Source organism: Mucilaginibacter sp. cycad4, from assembly GCF_034263275.1.
GTDB lineage: Bacteria > Bacteroidota > Bacteroidia > Sphingobacteriales > Sphingobacteriaceae > Mucilaginibacter.
The window spans coordinates 5,019,672-5,041,153 of the sequence record NZ_CP139559.1 but is presented as its reverse complement, the minus strand read 5'-3'; the positions used below and the strand labels follow the sequence as shown (position 1 = coordinate 5,041,153).

29 protein-coding genes are annotated in these 21,482 nt (G+C 47.1%); 27 read left to right on the top strand and 2 right to left on the bottom strand.

Annotated features, from left to right (window positions below; genetic code table 11):
• Positions 1-2: 2 nt before the first annotated feature.
• From SNE26_RS20445 to SNE26_RS20435, 3 genes are all read left to right on the top strand, one after another.
• On the top strand, positions 3-341 hold the full coding sequence (locus SNE26_RS20445; protein WP_321555752.1) for a hypothetical protein: 339 nt from the start codon (positions 3-5) through the stop codon (positions 339-341).
• A 5-nt stretch (positions 342-346) separates the two neighbouring features.
• Positions 347-595 carry a hypothetical protein gene (locus tag SNE26_RS20440; RefSeq protein WP_321555751.1) on the top strand — a complete coding sequence of 83 codons (249 nt, stop codon included), beginning with the start codon at positions 347-349 and terminating at the stop codon, positions 593-595.
• Positions 596-1,203: 608 nt separating this feature from the next.
• A complete protein-coding gene (locus SNE26_RS20435; RefSeq protein WP_321555750.1) occupies positions 1,204-2,709 on the top strand; it encodes an IS630 family transposase in 1,506 nt (501 codons plus the stop codon).
• A gap of 919 nt (positions 2,710-3,628) precedes the next feature.
• Here the strand turns inward: SNE26_RS20435 and SNE26_RS20430 are convergent.
• Positions 3,629-4,516, bottom strand: a complete 888-nt coding sequence (locus SNE26_RS20430; RefSeq protein WP_321555749.1) for a S24 family peptidase — start codon at positions 4,514-4,516, stop codon at positions 3,629-3,631.
• An 86-nt stretch (positions 4,517-4,602) separates the two neighbouring features.
• On the opposite strand from SNE26_RS20430, the gene SNE26_RS20425 reads away from it, so the two are divergent.
• The 4 genes from SNE26_RS20425 (at position 4,603) to SNE26_RS20410 (ending at position 6,014) form a co-directional block, all read left to right on the top strand.
• A complete protein-coding gene (locus SNE26_RS20425; protein ID WP_321555748.1) occupies positions 4,603-4,743 on the top strand; it encodes a hypothetical protein in 141 nt (46 codons plus the stop codon).
• Positions 4,744-4,767: 24 nt separating this feature from the next.
• Complete coding sequence (locus SNE26_RS20420) at positions 4,768-5,076, top strand: hypothetical protein (RefSeq protein ID WP_321555747.1); 309 nt, start codon at positions 4,768-4,770, stop codon at positions 5,074-5,076.
• A gap of 237 nt (positions 5,077-5,313) precedes the next feature.
• Positions 5,314-5,625 (top strand): hypothetical protein, encoded by a 312-nt coding sequence (locus tag SNE26_RS20415; protein ID WP_147446054.1) that lies wholly within the window; start codon positions 5,314-5,316, stop codon positions 5,623-5,625.
• Positions 5,626-5,759: 134 nt separating this feature from the next.
• Positions 5,760-6,014, top strand: coding sequence for a hypothetical protein (locus SNE26_RS20410; RefSeq protein WP_321555746.1), 255 nt, complete (start codon positions 5,760-5,762; stop codon positions 6,012-6,014).
• A 16-nt stretch (positions 6,015-6,030) separates the two neighbouring features.
• Here the strand turns inward: SNE26_RS20410 and SNE26_RS20405 are convergent, their stop codons facing one another.
• Positions 6,031-6,543, bottom strand: a complete 513-nt coding sequence (locus SNE26_RS20405; RefSeq protein ID WP_321555745.1) for a hypothetical protein — start codon at positions 6,541-6,543, stop codon at positions 6,031-6,033.
• 749 nt (positions 6,544-7,292) lie between these two features.
• Here SNE26_RS20405 and SNE26_RS20400 point away from each other — a divergent pair.
• The 20 genes from SNE26_RS20400 to SNE26_RS20305 all read left to right on the top strand — a co-directional run bounded on the left by SNE26_RS20400 (position 7,293) and on the right by SNE26_RS20305 (position 21,421).
• Positions 7,293-7,436, top strand: coding sequence for a hypothetical protein (locus tag SNE26_RS20400; protein ID WP_321555744.1), 144 nt, complete (start codon positions 7,293-7,295; stop codon positions 7,434-7,436).
• A 92-nt stretch (positions 7,437-7,528) separates the two neighbouring features.
• Positions 7,529-8,074, top strand: coding sequence for a phage holin family protein (locus SNE26_RS20395; RefSeq protein ID WP_321555743.1), 546 nt, complete (start codon positions 7,529-7,531; stop codon positions 8,072-8,074).
• The gene (locus SNE26_RS20390) at positions 8,065-8,541 is read left to right on the top strand and encodes a lysozyme (RefSeq protein ID WP_321555742.1); all 477 of its coding nucleotides are present in this window, start codon (positions 8,065-8,067) and stop codon (positions 8,539-8,541) included. Before SNE26_RS20395 ends, SNE26_RS20390 begins: the two co-directional genes overlap by 10 nt.
• A 4-nt stretch (positions 8,542-8,545) precedes the next feature.
• On the top strand, positions 8,546-9,028 hold the full coding sequence (locus SNE26_RS20385; RefSeq protein WP_321555741.1) for a hypothetical protein: 483 nt from the start codon (positions 8,546-8,548) through the stop codon (positions 9,026-9,028).
• A gap of 10 nt (positions 9,029-9,038) precedes the next feature.
• Positions 9,039-9,407 (top strand): hypothetical protein, encoded by a 369-nt coding sequence (locus SNE26_RS20380; protein ID WP_321555740.1) that lies wholly within the window; start codon positions 9,039-9,041, stop codon positions 9,405-9,407.
• Positions 9,407-10,603, top strand: a complete 1,197-nt coding sequence (locus SNE26_RS20375; protein ID WP_321555739.1) for a DUF2586 family protein — start codon at positions 9,407-9,409, stop codon at positions 10,601-10,603. The genes SNE26_RS20380 and SNE26_RS20375 overlap by 1 nt, the downstream gene beginning before the upstream one ends.
• 2 nt (positions 10,604-10,605) lie before the next feature.
• Positions 10,606-11,040, top strand: a complete 435-nt coding sequence (locus SNE26_RS20370; RefSeq protein ID WP_321555738.1) for a hypothetical protein — start codon at positions 10,606-10,608, stop codon at positions 11,038-11,040.
• A 35-nt stretch (positions 11,041-11,075) separates the two neighbouring features.
• A complete protein-coding gene (locus tag SNE26_RS20365; RefSeq protein ID WP_321555737.1) occupies positions 11,076-11,462 on the top strand; it encodes a hypothetical protein in 387 nt (128 codons plus the stop codon).
• A gap of 156 nt (positions 11,463-11,618) precedes the next feature.
• A complete protein-coding gene (locus SNE26_RS20360) occupies positions 11,619-13,517 on the top strand; it encodes a tape measure protein (RefSeq protein WP_321555736.1) in 1,899 nt (632 codons plus the stop codon).
• The gene (locus tag SNE26_RS20355; RefSeq protein ID WP_321555735.1) at positions 13,517-14,140 is read left to right on the top strand and encodes a DUF6046 domain-containing protein; all 624 of its coding nucleotides are present in this window, start codon (positions 13,517-13,519) and stop codon (positions 14,138-14,140) included. Before SNE26_RS20360 ends, SNE26_RS20355 begins: the two co-directional genes overlap by 1 nt.
• On the top strand, positions 14,140-15,249 hold the full coding sequence (locus SNE26_RS20350; protein WP_321555734.1) for a hypothetical protein: 1,110 nt from the start codon (positions 14,140-14,142) through the stop codon (positions 15,247-15,249). Before SNE26_RS20355 ends, SNE26_RS20350 begins: the two co-directional genes overlap by 1 nt.
• The gene (locus tag SNE26_RS20345; protein WP_321555733.1) at positions 15,246-15,707 is read left to right on the top strand and encodes a hypothetical protein; all 462 of its coding nucleotides are present in this window, start codon (positions 15,246-15,248) and stop codon (positions 15,705-15,707) included. The genes SNE26_RS20350 and SNE26_RS20345 overlap by 4 nt, the downstream gene beginning before the upstream one ends.
• Positions 15,704-15,922: a hypothetical protein gene (locus SNE26_RS20340; RefSeq protein WP_321555732.1), complete on the top strand. Its 219-nt coding sequence runs from the start codon at positions 15,704-15,706 to the stop codon at positions 15,920-15,922. Before SNE26_RS20345 ends, SNE26_RS20340 begins: the two co-directional genes overlap by 4 nt.
• The gene (locus SNE26_RS20335) at positions 15,919-16,215 is read left to right on the top strand and encodes a hypothetical protein (protein ID WP_321555731.1); all 297 of its coding nucleotides are present in this window, start codon (positions 15,919-15,921) and stop codon (positions 16,213-16,215) included. Before SNE26_RS20340 ends, SNE26_RS20335 begins: the two co-directional genes overlap by 4 nt.
• The gene (locus tag SNE26_RS20330) at positions 16,205-16,495 is read left to right on the top strand and encodes a hypothetical protein (protein WP_321555730.1); all 291 of its coding nucleotides are present in this window, start codon (positions 16,205-16,207) and stop codon (positions 16,493-16,495) included. Before SNE26_RS20335 ends, SNE26_RS20330 begins: the two co-directional genes overlap by 11 nt.
• Before the next feature lies 1 nt (position 16,496).
• Positions 16,497-17,327 (top strand): hypothetical protein, encoded by an 831-nt coding sequence (locus SNE26_RS20325; RefSeq protein WP_321555729.1) that lies wholly within the window; start codon positions 16,497-16,499, stop codon positions 17,325-17,327.
• Positions 17,320-17,808 carry a hypothetical protein gene (locus tag SNE26_RS20320; protein WP_321555728.1) on the top strand — a complete coding sequence of 163 codons (489 nt, stop codon included), beginning with the start codon at positions 17,320-17,322 and terminating at the stop codon, positions 17,806-17,808. The genes SNE26_RS20325 and SNE26_RS20320 overlap by 8 nt, the downstream gene beginning before the upstream one ends.
• Positions 17,805-18,605, top strand: a complete 801-nt coding sequence (locus SNE26_RS20315) for a hypothetical protein (RefSeq protein WP_321555727.1) — start codon at positions 17,805-17,807, stop codon at positions 18,603-18,605. Before SNE26_RS20320 ends, SNE26_RS20315 begins: the two co-directional genes overlap by 4 nt.
• Positions 18,606-18,729: 124 nt before the next feature.
• A complete protein-coding gene (locus tag SNE26_RS20310; protein ID WP_321555726.1) occupies positions 18,730-20,568 on the top strand; it encodes an SGNH/GDSL hydrolase family protein in 1,839 nt (612 codons plus the stop codon).
• 1 nt (position 20,569) lies between these two features.
• Positions 20,570-21,421 (top strand): hypothetical protein, encoded by an 852-nt coding sequence (locus tag SNE26_RS20305; RefSeq protein ID WP_321555725.1) that lies wholly within the window; start codon positions 20,570-20,572, stop codon positions 21,419-21,421.
• Positions 21,422-21,482: the final 61 nt, after the last annotated feature.

Sequence of the window (21,482 nt, the reverse complement as noted above, 5' to 3'; positions counted from 1 at the left end):
CTATGAACCTATTCAGCAGACAACCGAAAATTATTGATGCGGCAAACGATCCGTTGGCGGTCGGGATCGCCATAAAAATTCTTAGGTGGCAGGCACAGGCCAGTAAGCGCATGAACAGGCTGGCTGGTAATTATTCCCTCCGCCGGCAAGCGTGGATACTGGCCCTGATCCTCGTGGTACTTGCGGGGGCGATGGTGACCAGCTTGATCCTGCAACCCAGCAAGTCCGCGCCGGGTACCAGTGTAAGCTACATTTCCCATCATATCGGTGAAGCGTCGAATGGTAAGCCGCCAGGGGAGGATACCGTAGTAAAAACAGATTCATTAACCCATCGAAAATAGATCTTATGAAAAAGCAAGAACAGATGGCTGCGAAGCCGCAGCATACCAACGAATTTTTAAAGAAAAGAAGATTCCTGATGATATTACCCTTGCTGGTACTTCCATTTACCACTATGGCGTTCTGGGCACTTGGCGGCGGTAAAGCAGGAAGATCAGCTTTGGAATGTTTAATAATTTATCAACCAAGTATTTTAAGAATTGAATTCCTGTTAATTTGGCGGAAGATGGGGTATTCTGATTACAAAAGCTCTTAAAACCGAACCCAATGAACGGGGAGCCACAGTTGTTTTTTTGAAATTTGATGATAATAATCTTGCAGGATGTAAAATGCTTTTTTCTTATTTCCCTTATCGTCCAACGATCCTTTGCGATTCCATTTGTCTTGAAACAGAGGATTATTGACAAGATACACAGGAGCGTAAATGATTTTACAATGTCAATATACGAACAGCTTCGTGGTTTTTAAAGGGAAAATGTTTTTTTACCCGCTGATAACTGCCGGTAGCAGATATCTGAGAATGATGTCATTACAGGTCGGTTTCCTGCGTAATTAAAACACCTGCAAGTCTGGAGAATGCGCTACCATTAGAGTTGTGTTTTCTGCCATGTAAGTTTATATGTTTATTACAGATTAATGCGTGAAACGATTTAACCGGGCACTTAAATTCACTGATTTCGATTATTGCTTTCCTTGATTAAAATAACTACAATCTCGCCCTGCAGATGAATCGGCGATTGATTTATACGATGCTGGGCGTGTCAGTTTAGTTGAAACAATTGTTTACCCGCCAGGTTGAATTAATATAATCAACGGCCAATGCCCATGAGACGGCACCAGATTCCTCAAAAGCAAATTAACATTATGCGGAGACAGTTCATCCGCGGCGATGAGACGGGCTACCGGATCGCAAAAAAACTGAGCATATCGACTGTTACTTCCTGGCGATATATGACTGAGTTTAAGCGTATCAAAGCAGCCTACCCGGAAAAACTAAACGACATGAACTTTTTCATGCCCGAAGAACCTAAGCAACATAGAATGACCCCTTTGTATGTCCAGTTCCTCAGCGTTTTGCCACGTTTGTTAGCTGACGAAAAACCAGGCGTGAAAGCAAAACCTGTTTGGCGAAAATATCGAAAGCTATATCCCCAGGGCTACGCCTATCTACCGTTCACTGAATTATTCTACATATGGATTAAAGAAAATGATGTGCCGGAAAAACCCCCAATAATTCAATCTATACCGGAGAAAGACCTGAAAGTTTTAAAAAAATGGAAACGTTCGGTAAATCGAAGGAAATGGCAAATCGCTACTACACTTCTCATGGCGCTGGAAACCTCCTGTTATAAGGTCATAACTGATAAAACAGAGGCAACATTTGAAACTATAAAAAGCTGGATCAATACCTATCAGAGCAAAGGCTTGAGTGCGTTTGAATTGCCTAAGCACAAAGTCTTTCCTACGGTAATAAAGCGGATGAAAGCACGGGCGGACAATCTCATCAAATTGCTACATGAATCTCCGAAAATGCACGGATTAAACCGCACCAGTTGGACAATCACTGCCTTGGCAGACACTTACGAAAAGATCTACGCTGAAAAAGTCTCCTGGGCGCAAACTTCTTACACACTCCAACAAAATGGGTACCGTTTTAAAAAGTCGCGGGACATGCTTACCAGTCAAGACCCTAAGTTCCGTGAAAAAATCAATAGATTACAAAATATTTTAAGACGGTTGAAGAAAGATGAAAAATTCTTTTCTATCGATGAATACGGGCCGGTTGGAGTTAAAATCAAAGGTGGAAGAATGTTAAAAAAAGGCAACGAGGACTATCAAATACCGAATAAACAGAAGCACAAGGGCGTGGTGATATGCACCGCTGCTCTCGAATTATCTACTAATCAGGTTACCCACTTTTATTCCATTAAGAAAAACACATTCGAGACTATGAAGCTCATCGAGATACTTATAGCTAAATATTCGGATCAAAAACGTATTTTTCTTTGTTGGGACAATGTAAGTTGGCACCGGTCAAATATCTTGCTCAACTTTATCAAAGATCATAATGAGGAAAGTCGACCGCTGGTAGTGCCAATGCCCTTACCGTCTTGTACACAGTTCCTGAACGTGATCGAATCAGTTTTTTCCGGCCTGGCAAGAACAGTTATACATAACAGCAACTATGACAGCCTTGAAGATTGCCAGGCTGCCATTGACAGGCATTTTTCAGAACGAAACGAACATTTTAAAAACCACCCGAGGCGTGCTGGCAATAAAATATGGGGTAAAGAGCCTGTGGCCCCGAAATTCTGTGAGACACATAAATGCCGTAATCGAAGAGCAATGCGCGGCGCTGACCAAAAGTAATAAGGTCGTGAAAATTATAATCTTAACTCACCGGCACTGTCTATTTACAACCAGGTATCGTTCTAAGAAACTGTTTAAAAACAAATCAACATAATTCTTATAGCGGATAAATAAACAACAGTAATGCTTGTAGAATTCAACCGCTCATAATTTGGGGCTACTCTTCGTGGTGTCAATTCAGGCAAATGTGCGTTCTACAATCCACCAGCTAGGAAGTACTTAAAGATGTGTAATTCGCTTCTTTTAATTAACTGCGCAGGCTGTAATCCCAGTCCTGCTAAAAAAGTTCTTTAATGTTAATCTTGAGGCTGTTATGGTTTAATAAGTTAAATGATTGAAATTTAGTATCTGCCTGCACAAGACTTTTTGCCTGCAACTGCAGAGCAGAAATTGAAGGTAATATATTTTATCGCTATACAAAGAGCTGTATTGCTGGTTACGGATATTAGCTCAAAGGCGAAAGTTCCGTTTTTTTACCCTTTTCACGACAAACGTAAATCTGGATTTTGGCGATAAAAACGCGGTTTTGGGGTGATTAATGTTCTGGGTAATATTTGAGGTGCTTCAATCATTCAGATCTCCTTCAGGATAAGTATCTAATGGGTTTCTGGTTATGACGTATTGGCCATGAGTTGCCGATACTTTGTGTAGAAAGCCGCATAATGATGACGAATAATTTCCGGATCCCCTGTCGGGGAAAAATGTTAAATTTCGGCACAAAGGCATTTAGTTGAACAAATTGCAGTGTTGGGTAGTGCATTGGTTCGGGAAATTCGATTGGAGGGGGAGTGCATTTGAACAGTCTTAATAGGGTAGCCAAACTGCCGGCCTGTCAATCTGTTGAAATAAACTTTTTAAGAAGTCCCGGATGGATAGTAATGATTTGTATATATTGTTGAGCTCATCAAAGAAAAATGGCTTATTTATCCAGTAAGTTCTTTGACTTTAGTACTCTCATGATTTCTGTAAGGTCCGCTTCCAGATTATTCACGCGTTTGTACATGTCTGTCGGGTGCCGGAATTTATTATTGATATGTCCTACAGCAAACCAGATCTCCAGTACCTCTTCCGGATAGATCTCTTGGTTGGGGTATAGGTTGCGGTTATCCAGCGCGTCGGATTTGGCAACTATAAAACCATATTTCTGGATCCTGTTCAGTAACCGTTTAATCAGTATACCCCGATCCTTGGTCACGATAATATGCACGTGGTCTTCTACGATATCTTCAAATTTTTCCACAAAGCGTCCAACTACGATCTCTTTGTTTTCAAGTGTGGGGAACATACTGTCGCCGTCTACCTCGAATGCCCGGTGGGTGCCATTTTTCAGGAATGGCAAACTGAAAGAAGTAAGCTTATCCATATATTCCCTGTCCGCATACCCCTTGGGGTAACCGGCCGAGGCCCTGAGCGGCACATATAAGATAGTTTCGTTTCCATCGTTGTCCACGGTAATAACCTGTAGCGGGGAAACCGGGGTTGAACCTGATTGAAGTTGGATAAAGCTGCCGGGACGTTTGCCTGTACCAGTCGCGGTGCCGGGTATCTCTTTGCGATGAGCCGCGGAATCTCCTTTCTGTTCATCAAACAGCATCGCGCCGTCCCCCGTGATAAGCCACGTTAGACTAATGTCTAAGTATGCCCTGCATATTTTTTCCAAAATTGCACTTCCGATGCCCCCATCCCGCTGCTGGGACTTTTTTATATAGCCGTTTCCAAGCTCCAATTGCTTTTCAGCCTTAAATGGGGCAATGTTTTTATAGGCTAAATAAGTTAAAAACCTGTCTATGGGGCGATTAGGTATCATCTGCTAATTTTATTAGATTTTTGTCTAATATTATTTGCAAATATTAGACAAAAGTCTAATATTTGTATTCGCAAAGAAACATTATTATGAGCAGAAAAAAAAATATTAAATCCATTAATGTTGAGAAAAGCAATACCGGTATGCTCATTCACAAGTATCAAGCCGGGATAACAGTGAACATGAGCGGGCTTTGCTTCGACAGATTACCGGCGCTGATTTTTACATAGCATTAACTTACTAAACATCCATATATGACCTTAAAATTAACCATCCGGCAGGCGGAGGCGCTATACAACGTTTTTCGGGACATCGTGAACCAGGATCCTGCACCTGATGTCACAGAAAGTCTGTTAAAAGACCTGCTAAAACAGGTGTTCAGAAAACTCGAATCGAAACTGGAGGCGAGGCTCAAAGGCGGTGGCTATAGCATATCGCTGACAGACATGGAAGCCAAAGCATATTACCTTTATTTTAACCAGCGTTACCTGGGGGAAGGATGGAGGTATGAACAGACGTTCATCAATGACCAGGTCAGGCTTTTAAATAAACTTTACGCATGAATAATCTGCAATTCCTTGGAGAATGTTGCAGGACAGCGGCATCCCCGAACGGCAGTTATGGAGCGCACAAGGAGGCCGCCATATTAAAAACGGCGGCATTTTAAATATCCCTTGCTGTGCAGCGGAGACAATACCAACAATAATTTTGCTGTAACTATTACAGGATCAGCTGAATGACCAGGGCCGGCATTATAGCTGATAAATTCGCTTTTACTTTTATTTTATATCTAAACCACTATGGCACTCGGTAAACAACTTATTTCCAATATCCTTTCAGAACCTTTAAAAAAAGAAGGCGTTAAGCACGTAAAAGGTGTTTTCAAAGCCCGCCGTGATCATGATATTGTATGCCGCCTGTATTTTCACTACAAGATCAAGGGACTGCAATATGAACGTGCGGTTGAAAAACTGAACACTGAATTTTACCTGGGCGAAACAACAATTTCCCAGATTATCATGCAGGAACGCGATGTACTCGAAAAACTGAAATCAGAAGAAGCAGACAGTAAATATCTTCAGAAGCTTTTGCCCCATTTCAACTGGTCATAAATCAGCTTTGAGTAGCTGTGTGCTGCCTTGGAGAAATCAGCGGACTTCAGGAGGGACAGATTTAAGAAATCTTAAGACAAGTCTGCGGCTGCTCCCACCGAACATTTAACTGTAATCGAAAATAAAAGTATAAAATGATAACGACATATATCCCCCATTACGACGAGGCTTTAGAGTTTATCAATTATTCCGTTGTGGAAGCCCTGGGTTTTAAACAGTTCGGCGTGTCTGGCGTATTAAAACCCTGCAAAGAAATATACCGGCTTGGAAACGTAAAAGTCGTGTTTTCCGGATCTGAGGAAGTTATTGTAACGGAGAGCGATGAGGTGAGAAATATCAGGAGAACTACCGAACTGGTAGCGTTACTATATAAAAAAGCCGCTGTTTAAAGCGGCTTTTTTGTTTTCAACGCATAGCGATTGCCATTTCCGGCCGTGGCCCGGTTTGTCCAACCTGCATGGCGGTATCATCGACAAATCCAAATCCGAAACGCAACGCCCGGATCCTGACATCAGTCCGCTTTCTGCGCTTGTTCTTGGCCCGGATTCTGCTCATGGGATTAAAATACTGCTGGTCACACCAACCGTGTAAGGCTTGATTAATCTTGTGCTCAAGGTTGAAATAATCAGTTACCGTGGATTCAACTTCGCTACTTTGACCGGGCCCGGGTGTGGCCATGGCAAGTAATAATTCAAGTTCCGCGTCCCCTTGCTGGATGGATTTCTTGTTGTCGGTATAGTTAATATTAATGTGTCCAAGCAATACGCATGGGAACAGGATCGGGCTCGCATTTTCTTCCCCCCATTCCAATTGCCCGGTATCCATACCGATAAATTGTAAATCAGGGATCGCTGCAAGCCGGTCCCGGACACTCAAAAATACATTGGCCAAAATGGCATCTGTTTGTGTTGTGCTCATTTATTTATTCATTTATTGTTAATATGCTGTTTGCAGCCAGCCTTTCAGTAGCCGGGAAAAGCCATAAAAAATGGTTTATCCCTCGTGGTAAGGCTTTTTCTCCAAAGATGCCTGGTTTGCAGGCATTCTAATAACCGGATATTCCTATGATTAAAGCACTTTGCATCATGGCCGGAAACAACATTGATCATCCTGAAAATAAACCTGCGGGAAACACGCCTACCAATCTCTTCTGCCTGCTTATTCTGAAAAAATGCTTATAACTTCCCCGGAAAAAACATTGCAGCGTTATATCCGCAGGCGCTGGTCACTTTTATTTCGGCGGACAGGGGCCTCCCCCTTCATCGGGATAATTTCATCATCGACCGGTCTCCGGCCATTTTCGATCCTCCTTATTAACCCTATTTAATGGCTGCAAGACGGACCAGTTGCCCGCCGGCATTTTCCGTTTCCTGTCATCTGTAACGGCGGTAGCCGGAAAATGCTGATTCCGGAATATCTGCGCCTGCACCTTTGCATGGGAGACGGCGATTCATCAGGCTTAACCTCATACTGCGGGGATGGCAAATTGTTGCAAGAGTTACAAAATGCTAAAAATATTAGTAATTGCCTCTTGCTGAGCCAGGTACATTTTCTAATGGCATGATCGGAAAAATAGATGATTAATATAACCTTAATCACTGTGAAAAGTGCTGTCAATCAACTATAAATGCGGTTTTTTATCTCCGAAATACCGCCGTACGTTTGTCATGAAGTCGCTTGGAAAGGCGGTCAAAAAAAGAAAAATAATAAAATATAGCGACCACTGTGTAACTCCTGAAAAGAAGGTAAAAGCAGATGCAGCTTTAACAAATGGCGCCCCGCACAGGGCAGGAGATGAAGACAGGCGGTGAAGCGCCCGCGCCTTAATAGTCCCCGGATATGGTCCGGGGCGGCGCGTTTAAAGGGAAAGAAAATGAAAATCTATTTAATAAAAATATGCACTATGATAAGTTCTCTGCTAACAAGGATGCTCCTGACTTTTGACTATGAGGACCTGCGGGCTCTTTTTCAAAGTATCGCCCCTTCGTATAAATACAGCCTGACAAGGCCGCTGCTCCTGGTAAGTCTGACGTTCCCGGGGCTTTCAGGTCTGGCTTCTCTCGTTCCGGATATCCCGCTGGCGCTTGGTATCCAAGCCACCGCCCTGGTCATGATGCTAATGGCCTTTGTAGTGGAGTTGTTAAGCGGTATAGCTGCATCGAGGATAAAAAAGGAACGCTTCAGCAGTTTCCGTCTCTCCCGGTTCTCCTTCAAGGTCTTTATATACCTGGTACTGATTGCGGTTCCCTATCACTGGTCGCAGAATTATGCAGCAAAAGGAGAGGCGGTCATGGCGGAATGCTTTGACTGGTTGCAAAACTTCCTGATCATTCACATTGCGCAGGAAAACATGGTTTCTATACTGGAAAACCTGGCGGTAATTGAAGGCAAAGAGAAATCGGCCTGGATAGAATCAATCAAAACTAAAATAACATCATTATGGCGATAAATAAACATACGCTAAGTGAACGAGGATTAAATATGATCAGGTCGTTCGAGGGTTTGAAGCTAACTGCTTACGAGGATATAGCGGGTAAATGGACGATCGGTTACGGATGCACTTACTATGCGAACGGCAAAGGCATCCAGCCAGCTGACCGGTTGCCCAACAAGGAATGCGCTGCCGACCTGCTTTCAGCGGTTTTAAAAGATTTCGAACGGACAGTTAACAGGGTTGTAAGCGCCCCGATCAATCAAAATCAGTATGACGCGTTGGTTTGCTTTCATTACAATACCGGGAGTTTGCCATCGAGTAACTTGCTGAAGAAGCTGAATAGCGAGGATTATACAGCTGCTGCGGCGCAATTCCTGGTCTGGAATAAGGTAACTGACCCCGGAACAGGAAAAAAGAAGATTAGCGATGTGCTGGTCAGAAGGCGGGAAAAGGAAATGAAACTGTTTAATACTCCTGTTTAAAAGTATGAATAATATTTTAGGAGTTATAGGCGGCCTGTTTGCCGGCCTTTTAAAAAAATTGACCGGACTGGCAGCGTCCCCGGTCCGCTTGCCCGAAGGGATAGCTATCAGCAATTTACAGATCGACTATTGCATTACCGTCGTCAACAATATCAAGGGCGCTGTAACTGGCGGGTTGACTGGCGGACCGGCTGCGCTCCTTAACGGCGCTGCCGATGACAGGATGAGAAAGCTGACAGAGGATGCGTTGCCGGTCATATTATCAGGGCTCACTTTTTCAACCAATAAGCAGTCCGCCGGCAACGGGGAGGACCTGCTCAGCGGGTTGTTTGAAAAAATCAAGACTGTGAATGACGCGGATGAGGACCCTCTGTATCATGCACTGGCCGCCAGGTTGATGGTAGTCGTCAGCGAGGGCCGGGTAAGCTGGAGTGAGGCCGTGAGTATCCTCGAGATCTATTTTAAGCAAATATTCAATAAACAATAAATTATATCAAATGAAAATCGAAAAGAACCCAGTGTTCGTCAAGGCCCTCAGTGATGCAGGAGGTACGCAAGCTTCGCTTGAAGCGCTGTTTGCAACCCACCCGGCTCAGGAAAGCGTCTTCATGGCCTCAGATGGATTGGCCTTTTTCTGTGAAGGCGCCGCCGGGAGCCATTCGCAAAGGCTTGCCTGCACTGATTTTATTGAAGTCAGCCGCGGAGAAAACCTGTTCGGAGAGGCGGGAGAAAAAGCGCTTACCGGCGGAGTGGCAACGGAAAACACATTAGCGGAAGCTTTTGCTACCGCGGAAACTGAGCGAACACCATTTCAAAACAGCCTGATAACAAAGGCAACCCAATCAATTAAAGGAGATAAAAACTAATGATTCCTTCTGTAAATGTACAACTGGCCAAGGGCCAGTTCGGCGGCTCTGCCGCAACCAATGACAATGTAACCGGTGTTGTGCTTACCGGATCTGGAACAGGATTACTGCCGCTGCTGACACCTGTTAAGGTGGTAAGTTTGGAAGATGCTGAATCCAAAGGTATAACCGTGGATGCAGAGCCGGAAGCGCACCAGTTCGTCCGCGAGTTCTATAGCATCGACGGCACCAGAGGATGCCCGGTCTACCTGATGCTCGCGGCGGCTGCTACAAGCCTGACAGCGCTCTGCGATGTTTCTGCGGCAACAGGCCTGAAAAAACTGATCGATTTCGGCGGTGGCGACATTCGTATAGCCGCTGTCGCACGTACACCGGTAGCCGGGTATACACCTACGGCATCCAAATTTATCGACAGTGATGTGATCGCTGCGGTGCCGAACGCGAAGGCATTCGCACAGGCTATGTTCGCTGCCCACAAGCCATTGCGTATCCTGCTGGCCGCCCGCGTTAACGATGTGACAAGCAGCATGATCGACAGCCCGAACGAGTTAACCGCCGATAATGTAGGCCTGGTGATCGGCGGAACCGAAGCGAACGGTGTTACATCTCTTGGTCTCGTGTTGGGCCGTATCGCCGCCACCGCGCCCCATGTGAATATCGGCCGTGTAAAAGACGGAGACCTTCCGATCAGCAACTATTTCATCGGTATGCAGAGTATTCTGCCAGACCTGGATAACCCTTCGCAGGCTTATTTCAGGCAACTCGATCAGTTGATCGATGCCGGTTATATCACGGTTAAAAAGTATGATCAAAAGGGTGGTTTATTCATCGGTAACGATCCGATGGCTTGTCCTGAAACAGACGATTACAACAGCCTGGCATATGGCCGTGTCATCGACAAGGCGGCAATTGTTGCCTATCAGACCTATGTCAACGAGATCAATGATGATATAGATCTTGATGATAACGGACAAATAGAACCAGTAGTACTGAAGGCACTTGAAGCTTCCATGGTAAACGCACTTAACCTTAATATGGCTGAGAGCATGAGCGGAGATCCTGTTGTTTATATAGACGATACCCAGCAGCTCACGCAGACATCGACCCTGCAGGTTGAAATAGGCATTCGCCGCAAAGGATACAGCAAATTAATCAATATTAAACTGGGTTTCAATAACCCCCAAAACAACAACTAAAGATGGCAAACTATGTAAACAGCCAGGAACTGGAATGGAAACACGCAGACCTCAGTTTTCTTGGCACGACGATTCGTGGACTTCGTGGCTTTAAATACAAAAAATCTATAGAGAGCGAACACCTGTACGCTGCAGGTGACCAGCCGGTCGGTATCCAGAGCGGTAATAAAAAGATCGAAGGCAGTATCAAATTGCTGAAGTCAGAGTTGGACCGCCTCAACAAAGCAGCAAGGACTGCCGGCTATGCCGACTTCAGCGAAGTGCCCTACCAGGCGATCGTTGCGACCTTCCATTATAAAGAAGCTTTCGGCCGCGATAAGCAGACCGATATTATTTCCGGTATCAAATTCACGGAATGGGAGAAAGGAATGGAACAGGGTGCCAAAATGATGGAGATCGACTGCCCGTTCATTGCACTGAGCTTAAAGTCTGAATAACAATTTTTAATACAGTAAATCATAAAAATCGGATCGTGAAAACAAAAGATATAATGCCTCGCAATGCAGATAATGTTACGCCGGAACTACTTGCGGCCTGGAAAAAAGATTACCCAGGCGGCATTTTTGAACTCGTAGTTCATAGCGGCGAATTTGAAACTATTCACAGTGAAGACAGTAAAGCACCCGTCAGGGTGCCCGTTGTCCGCTACAAAGGTTATATGCGCAAGCCAACCAGGGATGAAATGCGTGAACTGACCTCCAAGCAGACCGACCCGGTTACTTATACAGAGATCGTGCTGGATACGCTGTGGCTGGGCGGTGACGAGCAGATCAAAACCGAAGATGAGGCTTTTTACAGTGTAATGCCTACCGTTCAGAGCGTCCTGGACATTAAATCATCGGAATTAAAAAAATTATAGAGGCCGCCCGTGGCGATGTGAGCAGCAACTATCTCGGTTTTATTGATACAACGATAGCCTACTACACCACCTATGACCCCTCAACATTATCCGATGAGCGTTGGGCGGAAGTATATAAACAAATAGAACAAATACGAAAAGAAGAAGCGAAATAACATGATTACTTTAATTCAATACAGTTTCGTCATGCATGATGCGGCTTCCGCCCAAATGCGTTTACTTGCAGGGAATGCAAACGCTGTGTTTCACACCATTGGTTCCAGGCTGGGCCGCATCCAGGGGCAGGTACGTCGCCTGGATGAGTCTATCGAAGCGCTGACCAAGCCAAGACAGATATCCATCGACAGCAGTGAGATCAGGATGGCCGGTAAGGAACTTGCTGAACTCGAAAATCATCGGGCCAGTCTTGCCACAGAGATCAGGATGGCCGGTAAAGAGCTCGCGGAGATCGAAAGCAAGCAGGCCTCCATACCGCCCGCCAGTGAAAAAAAAGAGGAGGGGGATGGTGAAAAAAAAGGGTCGAAGTTAAAGGAACTGGCCGACAAGGGGCTTGATAGTCTCGTAGACCTTGGTAAGGGCCTCTTTAAAAAGGCAATGGCGAAGGAAACCACAGGCGACGAGATAGCGATCATCGCGGGAAAAAAGAATGGTGGAAACCTAAAACGGGGCCTTAATGATTTTGCGGAGAGCAGCGGACTTGGGGACGATGTTTTAGCTGAGGGCAAGAAGATGCTCACCTCGGGGATCGCCCCCGAAAACGTCCTGCCGGGTATGAAAATGCTTGGAGATATTGCCCTGGGAGATTCGGAGCGGATGAAGGCGCTTTCCGATGTGTTTGCCGCTACGGCCAACTCCGGTAAATTGTCCGCTGACGATCTGCCGAAACTGATCGATGCCGGTTTTAATCCTTTGCTGGAAATGAGCAGGAAGACGGGTAAGAGTACAGCGGAACTCCGCGAGGACCTGGACAACGGGAAGATCAGTTTCCAGGCGCTGGTTGGTTCCATGCAGGCCGCTACAGGTCCTATGGGGGATTTCCATGATGGCTTGCAGCGTATGGGCGAAAGCCCGACAGGCAAAATAGCGGCACTAAAAGGGACGCTGGAGTCCATGGGAGTTTCCATGGCGACATCGCTGTTACCGGTACTGGGCGGCGCGGCTGACGTGATCGGTGGCCTCGCCGCCAATCAGTCCCTGATGTACGGGATAGCCGCGGGGATAGGAGCAATGGCAGCTGCCTGGTCCTTGTACACTTCCTGGACCCAACTGGCGACTACCTGGCAGGCCATACTGGATGCGGCAATGCTTTGGCCTATTGTTATCATAGGAGTGCTTGTCGGAGCGGTCGTTTGGCTGTGCAGCAGTTTTGACGGTGTGGGGAAAAGCCTGATGTCCATGTGGCAGATCATCAAAAGCGTCTTTGGCATGGGCAAGGTACTTTTTATGGAGTTTGTTGATGATTATATATTTCCTTTTAATCTGCTGTATCTCACTGTCAAAAACATATTTCTATACATCGGTCAGTTAGCCGTCAATGCTGCAAAGGCGATAAAGATGGCGCTCAAAGGTGATTTTTCCGGAGCCAAAGATATGCTTACGGCTCATATCACTACCGACGCCGGTAAGGAGCTCAATGAGGCGATTCATACTCGGATCAGACGAGCCAACGAGCACCGGAAGGAAATTATAGGATATGCTCAAACGATAGCCGACAGTTCTAAAGGGATAGGGCTGACCCGCCATAAGTCTGAAAAGGGGAGTTCCATCCCGGGGATAATGAGTATGGCCGGATTAGGGTCCAACGCAATACCGGGAACGGGAGCACCGGCGGCAGGATCAGCAACGCATGTTCCTGAGGTGGTCACCGATACATCCAAAGGTATTGCGGGGGGCGGCCAGCGCAATCAGGTAATTAATATCTCCAAGCTCGGCGTGGATCAGATCAGCCTGCATGCCGCAAGTGTACCGGAGGGCGCCGCAGAAATCCGGGCCATATTCATTGAAATGTTCAACCAGGTTATCAACAGCGGTAATGCCGCGGTAAATCCCAACTAATGTCAACAATAAATCATTCTGATACCATATTTGATATCGAAGCTATTTTCAAACAGCTATACGGTTATAAACCAGGCCTCATCCCGGATTTACCACCTTCTCCCGGAGAACGGCCCTTTAGCATCAGTCCTGCGGCTGATAACAGTTACAGAGCGCAGAAAAATCACTATGGCAACGCACTTTACGGAGGGCAGGACACGATCGGGCATGAGGTCTTTTGCCCGCTGACCATTCAGGCCGGGGACAAGGAATATTTCCTGCCTTACACGGTTATCGGCTTTGAACGCGAAAAAAATATTAAGGAAACTGAAATGTCCGAGGCCGGGGGAACCGCCAAAGAGATCATTAGTATGAAGGATTGGAATATCTCGGTAAAGGGTTTCGTGATCGGAGATCTGGAAAGGTTTCCTGGCAAAGAGCTCGATGATCTCAAGACGCTATTTGAGGCCAGGGGGATAGTTCGGCTAAAATCAGCTTATTCTGACATTTTTCTTGCAGGCAATGACAGCGTGCTGATTTATAAGTTGTCTATTCCGGAAAAGCCAAAGGTGGTTGGGGTACGTGATTTCGCCATGCAGCTGAAAAGTGACAGTATTTTTAAATTAACTATTGGTAATAAGTAATGGCTTTTGTATTGAACAGTTTTATCCGGATAGGCAGATATAGCTTCGAGGGAGGTGTCAGTGATCTGGTGATTAGGAAGAACATTCACACGATCGTTGATCGTGCGGTTCTTAAAATACCAGGTGTGGTCCGGATAGCGGCAGAAGTGGCGCTTGCCGCAAGGAATGCGTTGGATTTCATTGAACTGGCAGATGGCGGCTCCGCACCGGATCACCGGAAAGAAAGCATTGACATTGCAAAACTATTCAAAGAGGGGGACCCGGTAAGTATTGATCTAGGCTACAACGGAATCCTGAGGAGCGAATTTCGCGGTTTTGTCCGCAGGGTCAATATGACCACACCGGTCAGTATAGAAATGGAAGGCTACGCATGGCAGCTCCGTAATAAGAACATCTTGGCTCACTGGAAAAAAACCTCACTCCGGGAAGTGCTCGAACGGGTCATAACAGGTACGGATATTACGTTGAGCCCGGACATTCCGGATATGCCGCTGACGAATTACAGGATACCGAACAGGAACGGGCTCCAGGTGTTGGAATCCCTGAAGGACCAGATGTTCCTGACGGTATGTTTTGACGACAATGTTTTATATGCGGGCATTTCAGAAGCAAGATCAACGGCTGCTGAAGGCGATGGGCATAATGATACCAATCTGGCCAAGGTTGCTTACGCCATAGGTTATAACTGCAGCTCGGATCAGCCGGACCTTAAAATCAGGTATGCCAAAAACACCAAGGTGCTGGTCAGGATAAAACAGCGCAGCCGTACAGGAGTTGTTACCACCTATGAGGCCGGAGACCCGGGCGGGGCTGTCGAAGAACGTAATATTCCGTTCACCGGACATCAGGAGAGCCTGATCGCCCTGGCGAAGAACGGTTTGATGCAACTGAAGTATGATGGATATGAAGGGGCTCTTGCAGGTCTCCTGGAACCCTATTGTAAACCGGGCTGGAAAGCGGTGGTCTCCGACAAAAGATATAACGGGGGCAGGGCCGGCACCTACTTTATTGAAGGCACCGAAGTTTCTTTCGGGGTTAACGGAGGAGTACGAAAGGCCCAGCTCACCTATCGGCTGGCCGAAGAATCAACTAACACACAGGTCAAATGAATGAATTAAATAAACTAAGGCGGTCGTTTGTCAAGCTGGCTCATGCCGGCGGCCCGCTGAGTTTTTATGATGCCGTTGTTCTTGCCGTTGACGACGAGACCTTTACCTGCGACGTCCTGCTGGATGAGGCAGAGGTCTATGGGGTCAGGTTACGGGCAGTGCTGAGCGACAGTAAAAGCATTGATGTCTTGCCGGTCCGGGGGGCTCTGGTAGTGATCGGAAAACTTGCAGATGACGATTATATCGTGATCGCCTGCGATCAGATCGCCATGTACAGGATAACTACCGGGAGCACAATGCTACGGGTCGATCCCGGAGGAGTACTGGTTAGTAAAGATGGAGAGACGCTGGGGAAGATCTTAAATGACCTTGTTCGCGGTGTGCTGAGCATCGCGGCCCCGAAAGACGTTCCGGCAATAGCCGGTTTGATTGAACGCATAAATAATTTTTTGCTATGAGTTTGAATACATCAGGTTTTAAAGCGGACCTGAAAGAGGTCTATACCCGGACCTATGAGGCTTCGGGAGACAAGGATGCGGCATTGGATGCTTTTATCGATGCTTTCGCAGATAAGCTGGAAGCCTATATCAGGACGGCCGACATCCTTTATAACAATGGTTTAACGGCCGGGAGTGCCCCGGTAACAGGGACTTTTAACGGGCATTTACAATGATAGATTATTTAATGGATGACAACGACGATCTATTGATCGTAAACGGCGACTTCGTTCGCGGAGAGGGCAACCGGCAGCAGCAGCGGAAATTGCTGCTGGCTGAAAAGGGGGAATATAAGCAGGCGCCTTTGGCTACTGTAGGTACTTTCCAGTTTCTGAATGACGAAGGAGATGTGGCCGGTGAGGACTTGCTTCGCGAGATCAGGCTGCGCTTTATTCAGGACGGGATTGATATCAAAGGAATGGGATTTGAAAACGGTTTTTTAAATATCAGCGGAGATTATGCCAAATAATAAAATAATTAAGACAGGCCAGGCATTGACTGACATCGCTACCCAGTATACAGGTACGGCAGAGAACGTGTTTGCGCTTGCCGCACTGAATAGGATCGGGATAACCGATCCGCTGAGACCGGGGGCAGCAATAGATGCCGGCGTGGTTAGCGTATTCGAAGTGACTGATTACTTCGCGAGTACCGGTATTAACCCCGCTTCATCTGTAACTGATGTACAAGCGCTTGCCCCCGGTGGGATAGAGTATTGGATAATTGAATACGATTTTATAGTAAGTTAATATGGCACAAACAATAGATTACTGGAATGGCCAGATCATCAGCAAGGTAAACAGCGATGAAACACTGGCAGCGCTGGACCACTCCAGTGCAGTGGCTGATTTTAAATTATGGGCTTATATCGTAGCCTTCGTGGCATGGACGGTCGATGTACTTTTTGACCTGCGCGCTGCAGAGATCACGGAAACCCTGTCTACCAAAAAGCCGCATACACTGAACTGGTACCGGGACCTGGCCCTGCGCTTTCAATACGGCCAGGCGCTGATACCCGACACTGATCAATACTTGAACACGGGGCTGAGCGATGCGCAGATTGCGGCTCAGAAGGTTATCAGTCAGGCGGCGGTTACAGAAAATACGGATGGCTCGATCCGCATGAAGGTTGTTAAACAAACCGGTGGAGACTACGGGCAGCTTTCCGATGAGGAAAAGCTGGCATTCAGCGCATATGTTTTTGACAACAAGGATGCCGGGGTGCGCGTCCATGTGGACAGCCTTCCGCCGGATGATCTTAAACTGGTACTGGATATCTACTATGATCCGCTGGTATTGGATGGTATCGGGGCCCGTATCGACGGTAACGGGGACATCCCGGTCATCGATGCGGTCAATACTTACCTGCAAAACCTCCGTTTCAACGGAGAATTCGCCAAAACAAGGCTGATGGACCAGTTACAGGCTGTGGAAGGCGTAGCACTGGTGGGGATTTTAAGCGCGCAATCACGATATGGGATTCGGCCATTCACCGAGATTGAAGAGCGGCTCATACCGGATGCGGGGTACCTGAGAGTCATCGAAGATGGTTTTACTATAAATTATTATCCGTATGCCTGATTATGATAAGCTTTTCAATATCAGCTATGACAGGCTGATTATGGAATCCATACCGGGGTTCAAGCGGAAACCAGTGACCTTTGCCTGGTTGCGCGCACTTTGTAGTCCCTTTGTCCTGCTGTATAACCGCTTGCTGGTACGTCGTGCGGCAGACCTTTATAATCTTGTGCATGACGGGAGGGTATTTAGTCTCCGGGCGGTGCTCAATGACCGTTTTGATCCAACTGAACGGCGGATCTCCCTAGCTGATGCTTTCGCTTTTGACCGGACGTTTATTTTCAGGACTGACGAAAACAAACCTTTGTATACCGGTACCATAGCACTTCATAACCCCGGCGATTACGGCGACACGGGCGTTGACTTTATCGTCAACATACCCTCATCGGTTCCCCTCGGAGAACAGGACCTGGTAGAGATGAACGCGCTGGTGAAATACTATAAACTGGCAGGAAAACGATTTTTAATATACAGAACGATATGAACAGATATGATTTTACACAACCTGGCGGCTTTCCATTTGACCAGGGTGTCCTGCAATTTATGCAGGATTGCATCAATACCGCGGCCTCGGCCGCAAATCTTTCGGGACCGCTGTCGATCCTGTCCGGCTGCGTGGTCAGCGGCGGGTCGGTCAGCAACGGCTTAGTGGTCATTAACGGTGAGATCCTGCCTTTTACGGGCGGTGTGGCACAGGCTAAAGTGATCATCACGGAAGAAGCTACCGCGCTGACTTTCGACGATAATGTCTCCCGGACCGTGAAGTATGTCCGTACCGCTAAATTCGGCGATAACGGGGTTAGCAGCTATTCGTGGGCTGATTTTAAAAGGAATACGCCTGAAGGTGTGCTGGCCAGGCTCGACCGGATCGAAAAATTGACAGCGCCTTTTAAGACTGGTGGCGGTGCCTGGTGGTGGACGGGAGGAGTCAGCAATATCCCGGCTGGCTGGCGGGAGGTCCCCGGTTGGCGCGGACGGTTCCCCGTACATTTTAACCCTGACGATCCTGATTTTGCAGAAGGAACGACCGGTGGTGCAAAAAAAGTGACCATGACGAGCGGCAACCTGATCGAACACGACCACGAGCAGTATGTTTCTGTGACAGACACCACCGGTATCCAGGTCGAAGCGAACCATCTCGATGGCGGAAGCGGCAGGGGATTGTGGGCAAAACTATTTGGCAGAACGAAAACAACAGGGAGCGCTACTCCAGATCCGATGAATATTTTAAACCCTTATAAGACAGGGTGCTGGATTGAACCGATCCCAGGGACTTTTTAAATTAAAATTTACTATCCCTGAATCATTACAGAACGATGGCGACCAGAGCGGCGTTAAAAAAGGGAGCCGGGCTGAATGTTTACCTGGACCATCCTAATTTCCTACAATTTAAAAATACATTACAATGGCATCAAGGCTATCATTAAAATCATTTTTCACCAAAGGCGCGAAACCTACAGCAGGTCAGTTTGCGTCCTGGATAGATTCGTTCTGGCATAAGGATGAAGATACAATCCCTGCCGGCAAAATAGCCGGACTTTCCTCTGCATTGGCAGGCAAAGCATCTATTAACGATGTGGACAACGAAGCGGCTACCCGTTCGGCTATTGACAGTGCATTACAGGGACAGATCGACGAACTTGCGGCAAAAGGGAATGGGATTCCCACCGGGGGGACAACTGGCCAGCTACTGACAAAAGCAGGGGAAGGAGAGGGGGACGTCGCCTGGAGCAATATCAAAGACGTCGGCGCTTTAACCGAATACTGGCCGAACATGCCTGTCAATAATATCAAATTCGCCCAATCTTATGGCTCTGATATAACTGCATACTTGAGCGGCGGCGTTTATTATGAAAGCTATAGCTCGCTATTCTTCAGCAAAGCTACAAATACCTTGGATTTTTTCAATTTCGCCGAAAATAATGCCAATAGTTTTCAGACGCTCAAGCGTTTTTACGCTAATTCGCCCTTAATGGCTAACCGTAACACCGGTTTCCTGGTTGAGGTCGGCTTTAACGATTTTAAAGGTGGCGATTTGGAGAAAAGTACCAATAAAGTGCGGGGCACACTGGGTTCTTTGCTGGCAAGCGCTTTTATGGAAGAAGTGTATCCCGCAAATAATTTCAATGCGGGCTCGAAAACAGGCGTCTGGATAGATGAAAACATGAGCGGAAGGGGAAGTAAGGCCGCTACACTCGCGTCTTTTACGAACGCGTCCGCTATTTCTTCCAGTGTCAGTGGAAGTTCAATAGTGATCTCGCAGCGCCCCGGCCGTTGCACGATGGTCATCGGGACTTACGGTTGTGCCAATTCCGGGGAACTCGGCGGTTTCACGGTTTCCTACCGGGGCAATGTCATTTATACCTATGACCCGGTTGGTAAGACGAACGGGATAACTGATAACACCTTTGCCGATAATTCGCTGACACCGCAGGTGGTCCTGATCACGGATTTTTACGTAAATGATGTGGCAGCACTGGAAATAACGACCACCAGCAATGCTAAAACAATCATTGATTATATCGGCTGGCTGGGTGCTGCCAGTGTTTATCCGCCTGTGTTCGTACTGACCTGCCCGGAAGTCTCAGATGCGCAATACCAGGCAGACCCTGCCAACAGAAGCCGTGCCAACACCGCGGCTATGACGGCGGCGATCAAAGAAACCGTGTTGCAGTTTCCGGGTTACCCGGTTACAGTTGTTGATTTCAACGAGCTGTACGATCCGAATAATCCCGCAGATTCCAATGACGGAATACATCCCAGCAGGGAAGGGCATATCAAGGTTTCGGAAAGCGTCCTTAAAAAATCCGCAACCGGGCAGATCGGTTACGCTGTTCCTGTAGTCCCTACCGGCGAAAAAGTGGTGTCGGTTACCAATCAGGGACCTGAAGCGCATTATGATCTTGTGGAGATCATGGTTGCCAGCGGGCCGCTTACCTCAGCCGATTTTTCCTCGGGCATTGCCAGTGTGCCCGGTAAACCGGGGCAGCAAAGTGCAGACGGCCAGTATGTTTATTATTGCGTGGGGATCAACCAGTGGCGCAGGACTGCGCAGGTGGCGGCGACTGTTCAGGATTATTATCTGGCGACCGGGGTCGACGATGGTGCCGGTGCCCTGACATCGGTTCAGCTCAATTCAGCTTATCCTTCGGCGACGATATTTCAGCATGTGCGCGGCATTAATTATGTCTATGAAAAAATAGACGCATCGAACTGGATCAAATATCCCATAAGCATCGCCTGATATGAGCCATTTATTAAAAAATGATTCCGCTGTTTTTTTGAGCAACGGGTCAGCCCTGCACCTCAGGGACAGGATGAACTGGGATATCGTAACGTTACCGGTGCCTGGCGGCGTCCCGATATATACTACGGGAATGCTTTTGGACAGGGAAAGGAGACGCCTTTTTGTAGGGACCTATCCGACAGGAAAAATAATTGTCTATAATGCAGATACACTGGAAATCGACACGGTCATTGATCTCAATGGCCGGGGCTTTACCGATATCAGGCTGGACGAGGCAAGCAACCGCTACCTGATGTTTTCCACATTCAGCGGCTTTTATCCTATAGACCGGGATACGCTGGGGATCGGGGAACTGATACCAGGCGGCGGAAGCCGATCGTTCGAGCTTGACAGGGACAGAAACCAGGTAATAACAGCTGATTTTACCGGCGCTTTATGTATCCTGGGACTACCCGACTTTAATATGAAATACAGGTTCTACAGCAGCCTTACTACCGTAGTGCGGAAGATAAAGGCCGATCCGATGAATCCGGAAGAGTTCTATATTATTACTACGAACGGGCCGTTGATAAAGTTGAATGCGGCTACTCTGGCCCTGCGGACGATTAATCTTCCTTATGGTATTTATGATATTGCTTTCGATCCGTCGCCGGAATCCAACAGGATCTATGCGTCCGGTTATAGTGACGGCGGGGGATTAAGTGCCTTCGATGCCAATACATGGGCGCTTTTAAGCAATAACCTGGGAGCGCAGGACACTTTTATCGCCTTTGATAATTCACCGGACCGGGTACGTTATTTTATCGCTGGAGGATACCTGCCGAAGGCACTCACCAAAATAAAGATTTAATATGTTGAAAGAGATTCAAATTAACGGGGCCAGAATCAGAACCGGCCTGTCCGGGGCTATG

Excerpts from the sequence above, each read along its gene's own strand:
- SNE26_RS20445 (WP_321555752.1), top strand. The coding sequence starts at position 3 with ATGAACCTATTCAGCAGACAACCGAAAATTATTGATGCGGCAAACGAT.
- SNE26_RS20440 (WP_321555751.1), top strand. The coding sequence starts at position 347 with ATGAAAAAGCAAGAACAGATGGCTGCGAAGCCGCAGCATACCAACGAA.
- SNE26_RS20435 (WP_321555750.1), top strand. The coding sequence starts at position 1,204 with ATGCGGAGACAGTTCATCCGCGGCGATGAGACGGGCTACCGGATCGCA.
- SNE26_RS20430 (WP_321555749.1), bottom strand. The coding sequence starts at position 4,516 with ATGATACCTAATCGCCCCATAGACAGGTTTTTAACTTATTTAGCCTAT.
- SNE26_RS20425 (WP_321555748.1), top strand. The coding sequence starts at position 4,603 with ATGAGCAGAAAAAAAAATATTAAATCCATTAATGTTGAGAAAAGCAAT.
- SNE26_RS20420 (WP_321555747.1), top strand. The coding sequence starts at position 4,768 with ATGACCTTAAAATTAACCATCCGGCAGGCGGAGGCGCTATACAACGTT.
- SNE26_RS20415 (WP_147446054.1), top strand. The coding sequence starts at position 5,314 with ATGGCACTCGGTAAACAACTTATTTCCAATATCCTTTCAGAACCTTTA.
- SNE26_RS20410 (WP_321555746.1), top strand. The coding sequence starts at position 5,760 with ATGATAACGACATATATCCCCCATTACGACGAGGCTTTAGAGTTTATC.
- SNE26_RS20405 (WP_321555745.1), bottom strand. The coding sequence starts at position 6,543 with ATGAGCACAACACAAACAGATGCCATTTTGGCCAATGTATTTTTGAGT.
- SNE26_RS20400 (WP_321555744.1), top strand. The coding sequence starts at position 7,293 with ATGAAGTCGCTTGGAAAGGCGGTCAAAAAAAGAAAAATAATAAAATAT.
- SNE26_RS20395 (WP_321555743.1), top strand. The coding sequence starts at position 7,529 with ATGATAAGTTCTCTGCTAACAAGGATGCTCCTGACTTTTGACTATGAG.
- SNE26_RS20390 (WP_321555742.1), top strand. The coding sequence starts at position 8,065 with ATGGCGATAAATAAACATACGCTAAGTGAACGAGGATTAAATATGATC.
- SNE26_RS20385 (WP_321555741.1), top strand. The coding sequence starts at position 8,546 with ATGAATAATATTTTAGGAGTTATAGGCGGCCTGTTTGCCGGCCTTTTA.
- SNE26_RS20380 (WP_321555740.1), top strand. The coding sequence starts at position 9,039 with ATGAAAATCGAAAAGAACCCAGTGTTCGTCAAGGCCCTCAGTGATGCA.
- SNE26_RS20375 (WP_321555739.1), top strand. The coding sequence starts at position 9,407 with ATGATTCCTTCTGTAAATGTACAACTGGCCAAGGGCCAGTTCGGCGGC.
- SNE26_RS20370 (WP_321555738.1), top strand. The coding sequence starts at position 10,606 with ATGGCAAACTATGTAAACAGCCAGGAACTGGAATGGAAACACGCAGAC.
- SNE26_RS20360 (WP_321555736.1), top strand. The coding sequence starts at position 11,619 with ATGATTACTTTAATTCAATACAGTTTCGTCATGCATGATGCGGCTTCC.
- SNE26_RS20355 (WP_321555735.1), top strand. The coding sequence starts at position 13,517 with ATGTCAACAATAAATCATTCTGATACCATATTTGATATCGAAGCTATT.
- SNE26_RS20350 (WP_321555734.1), top strand. The coding sequence starts at position 14,140 with ATGGCTTTTGTATTGAACAGTTTTATCCGGATAGGCAGATATAGCTTC.
- SNE26_RS20345 (WP_321555733.1), top strand. The coding sequence starts at position 15,246 with ATGAATGAATTAAATAAACTAAGGCGGTCGTTTGTCAAGCTGGCTCAT.
- SNE26_RS20340 (WP_321555732.1), top strand. The coding sequence starts at position 15,704 with ATGAGTTTGAATACATCAGGTTTTAAAGCGGACCTGAAAGAGGTCTAT.
- SNE26_RS20335 (WP_321555731.1), top strand. The coding sequence starts at position 15,919 with ATGATAGATTATTTAATGGATGACAACGACGATCTATTGATCGTAAAC.
- SNE26_RS20330 (WP_321555730.1), top strand. The coding sequence starts at position 16,205 with ATGCCAAATAATAAAATAATTAAGACAGGCCAGGCATTGACTGACATC.
- SNE26_RS20325 (WP_321555729.1), top strand. The coding sequence starts at position 16,497 with ATGGCACAAACAATAGATTACTGGAATGGCCAGATCATCAGCAAGGTA.
- SNE26_RS20320 (WP_321555728.1), top strand. The coding sequence starts at position 17,320 with ATGCCTGATTATGATAAGCTTTTCAATATCAGCTATGACAGGCTGATT.
- SNE26_RS20315 (WP_321555727.1), top strand. The coding sequence starts at position 17,805 with ATGAACAGATATGATTTTACACAACCTGGCGGCTTTCCATTTGACCAG.
- SNE26_RS20310 (WP_321555726.1), top strand. The coding sequence starts at position 18,730 with ATGGCATCAAGGCTATCATTAAAATCATTTTTCACCAAAGGCGCGAAA.
- SNE26_RS20305 (WP_321555725.1), top strand. The coding sequence starts at position 20,570 with ATGAGCCATTTATTAAAAAATGATTCCGCTGTTTTTTTGAGCAACGGG.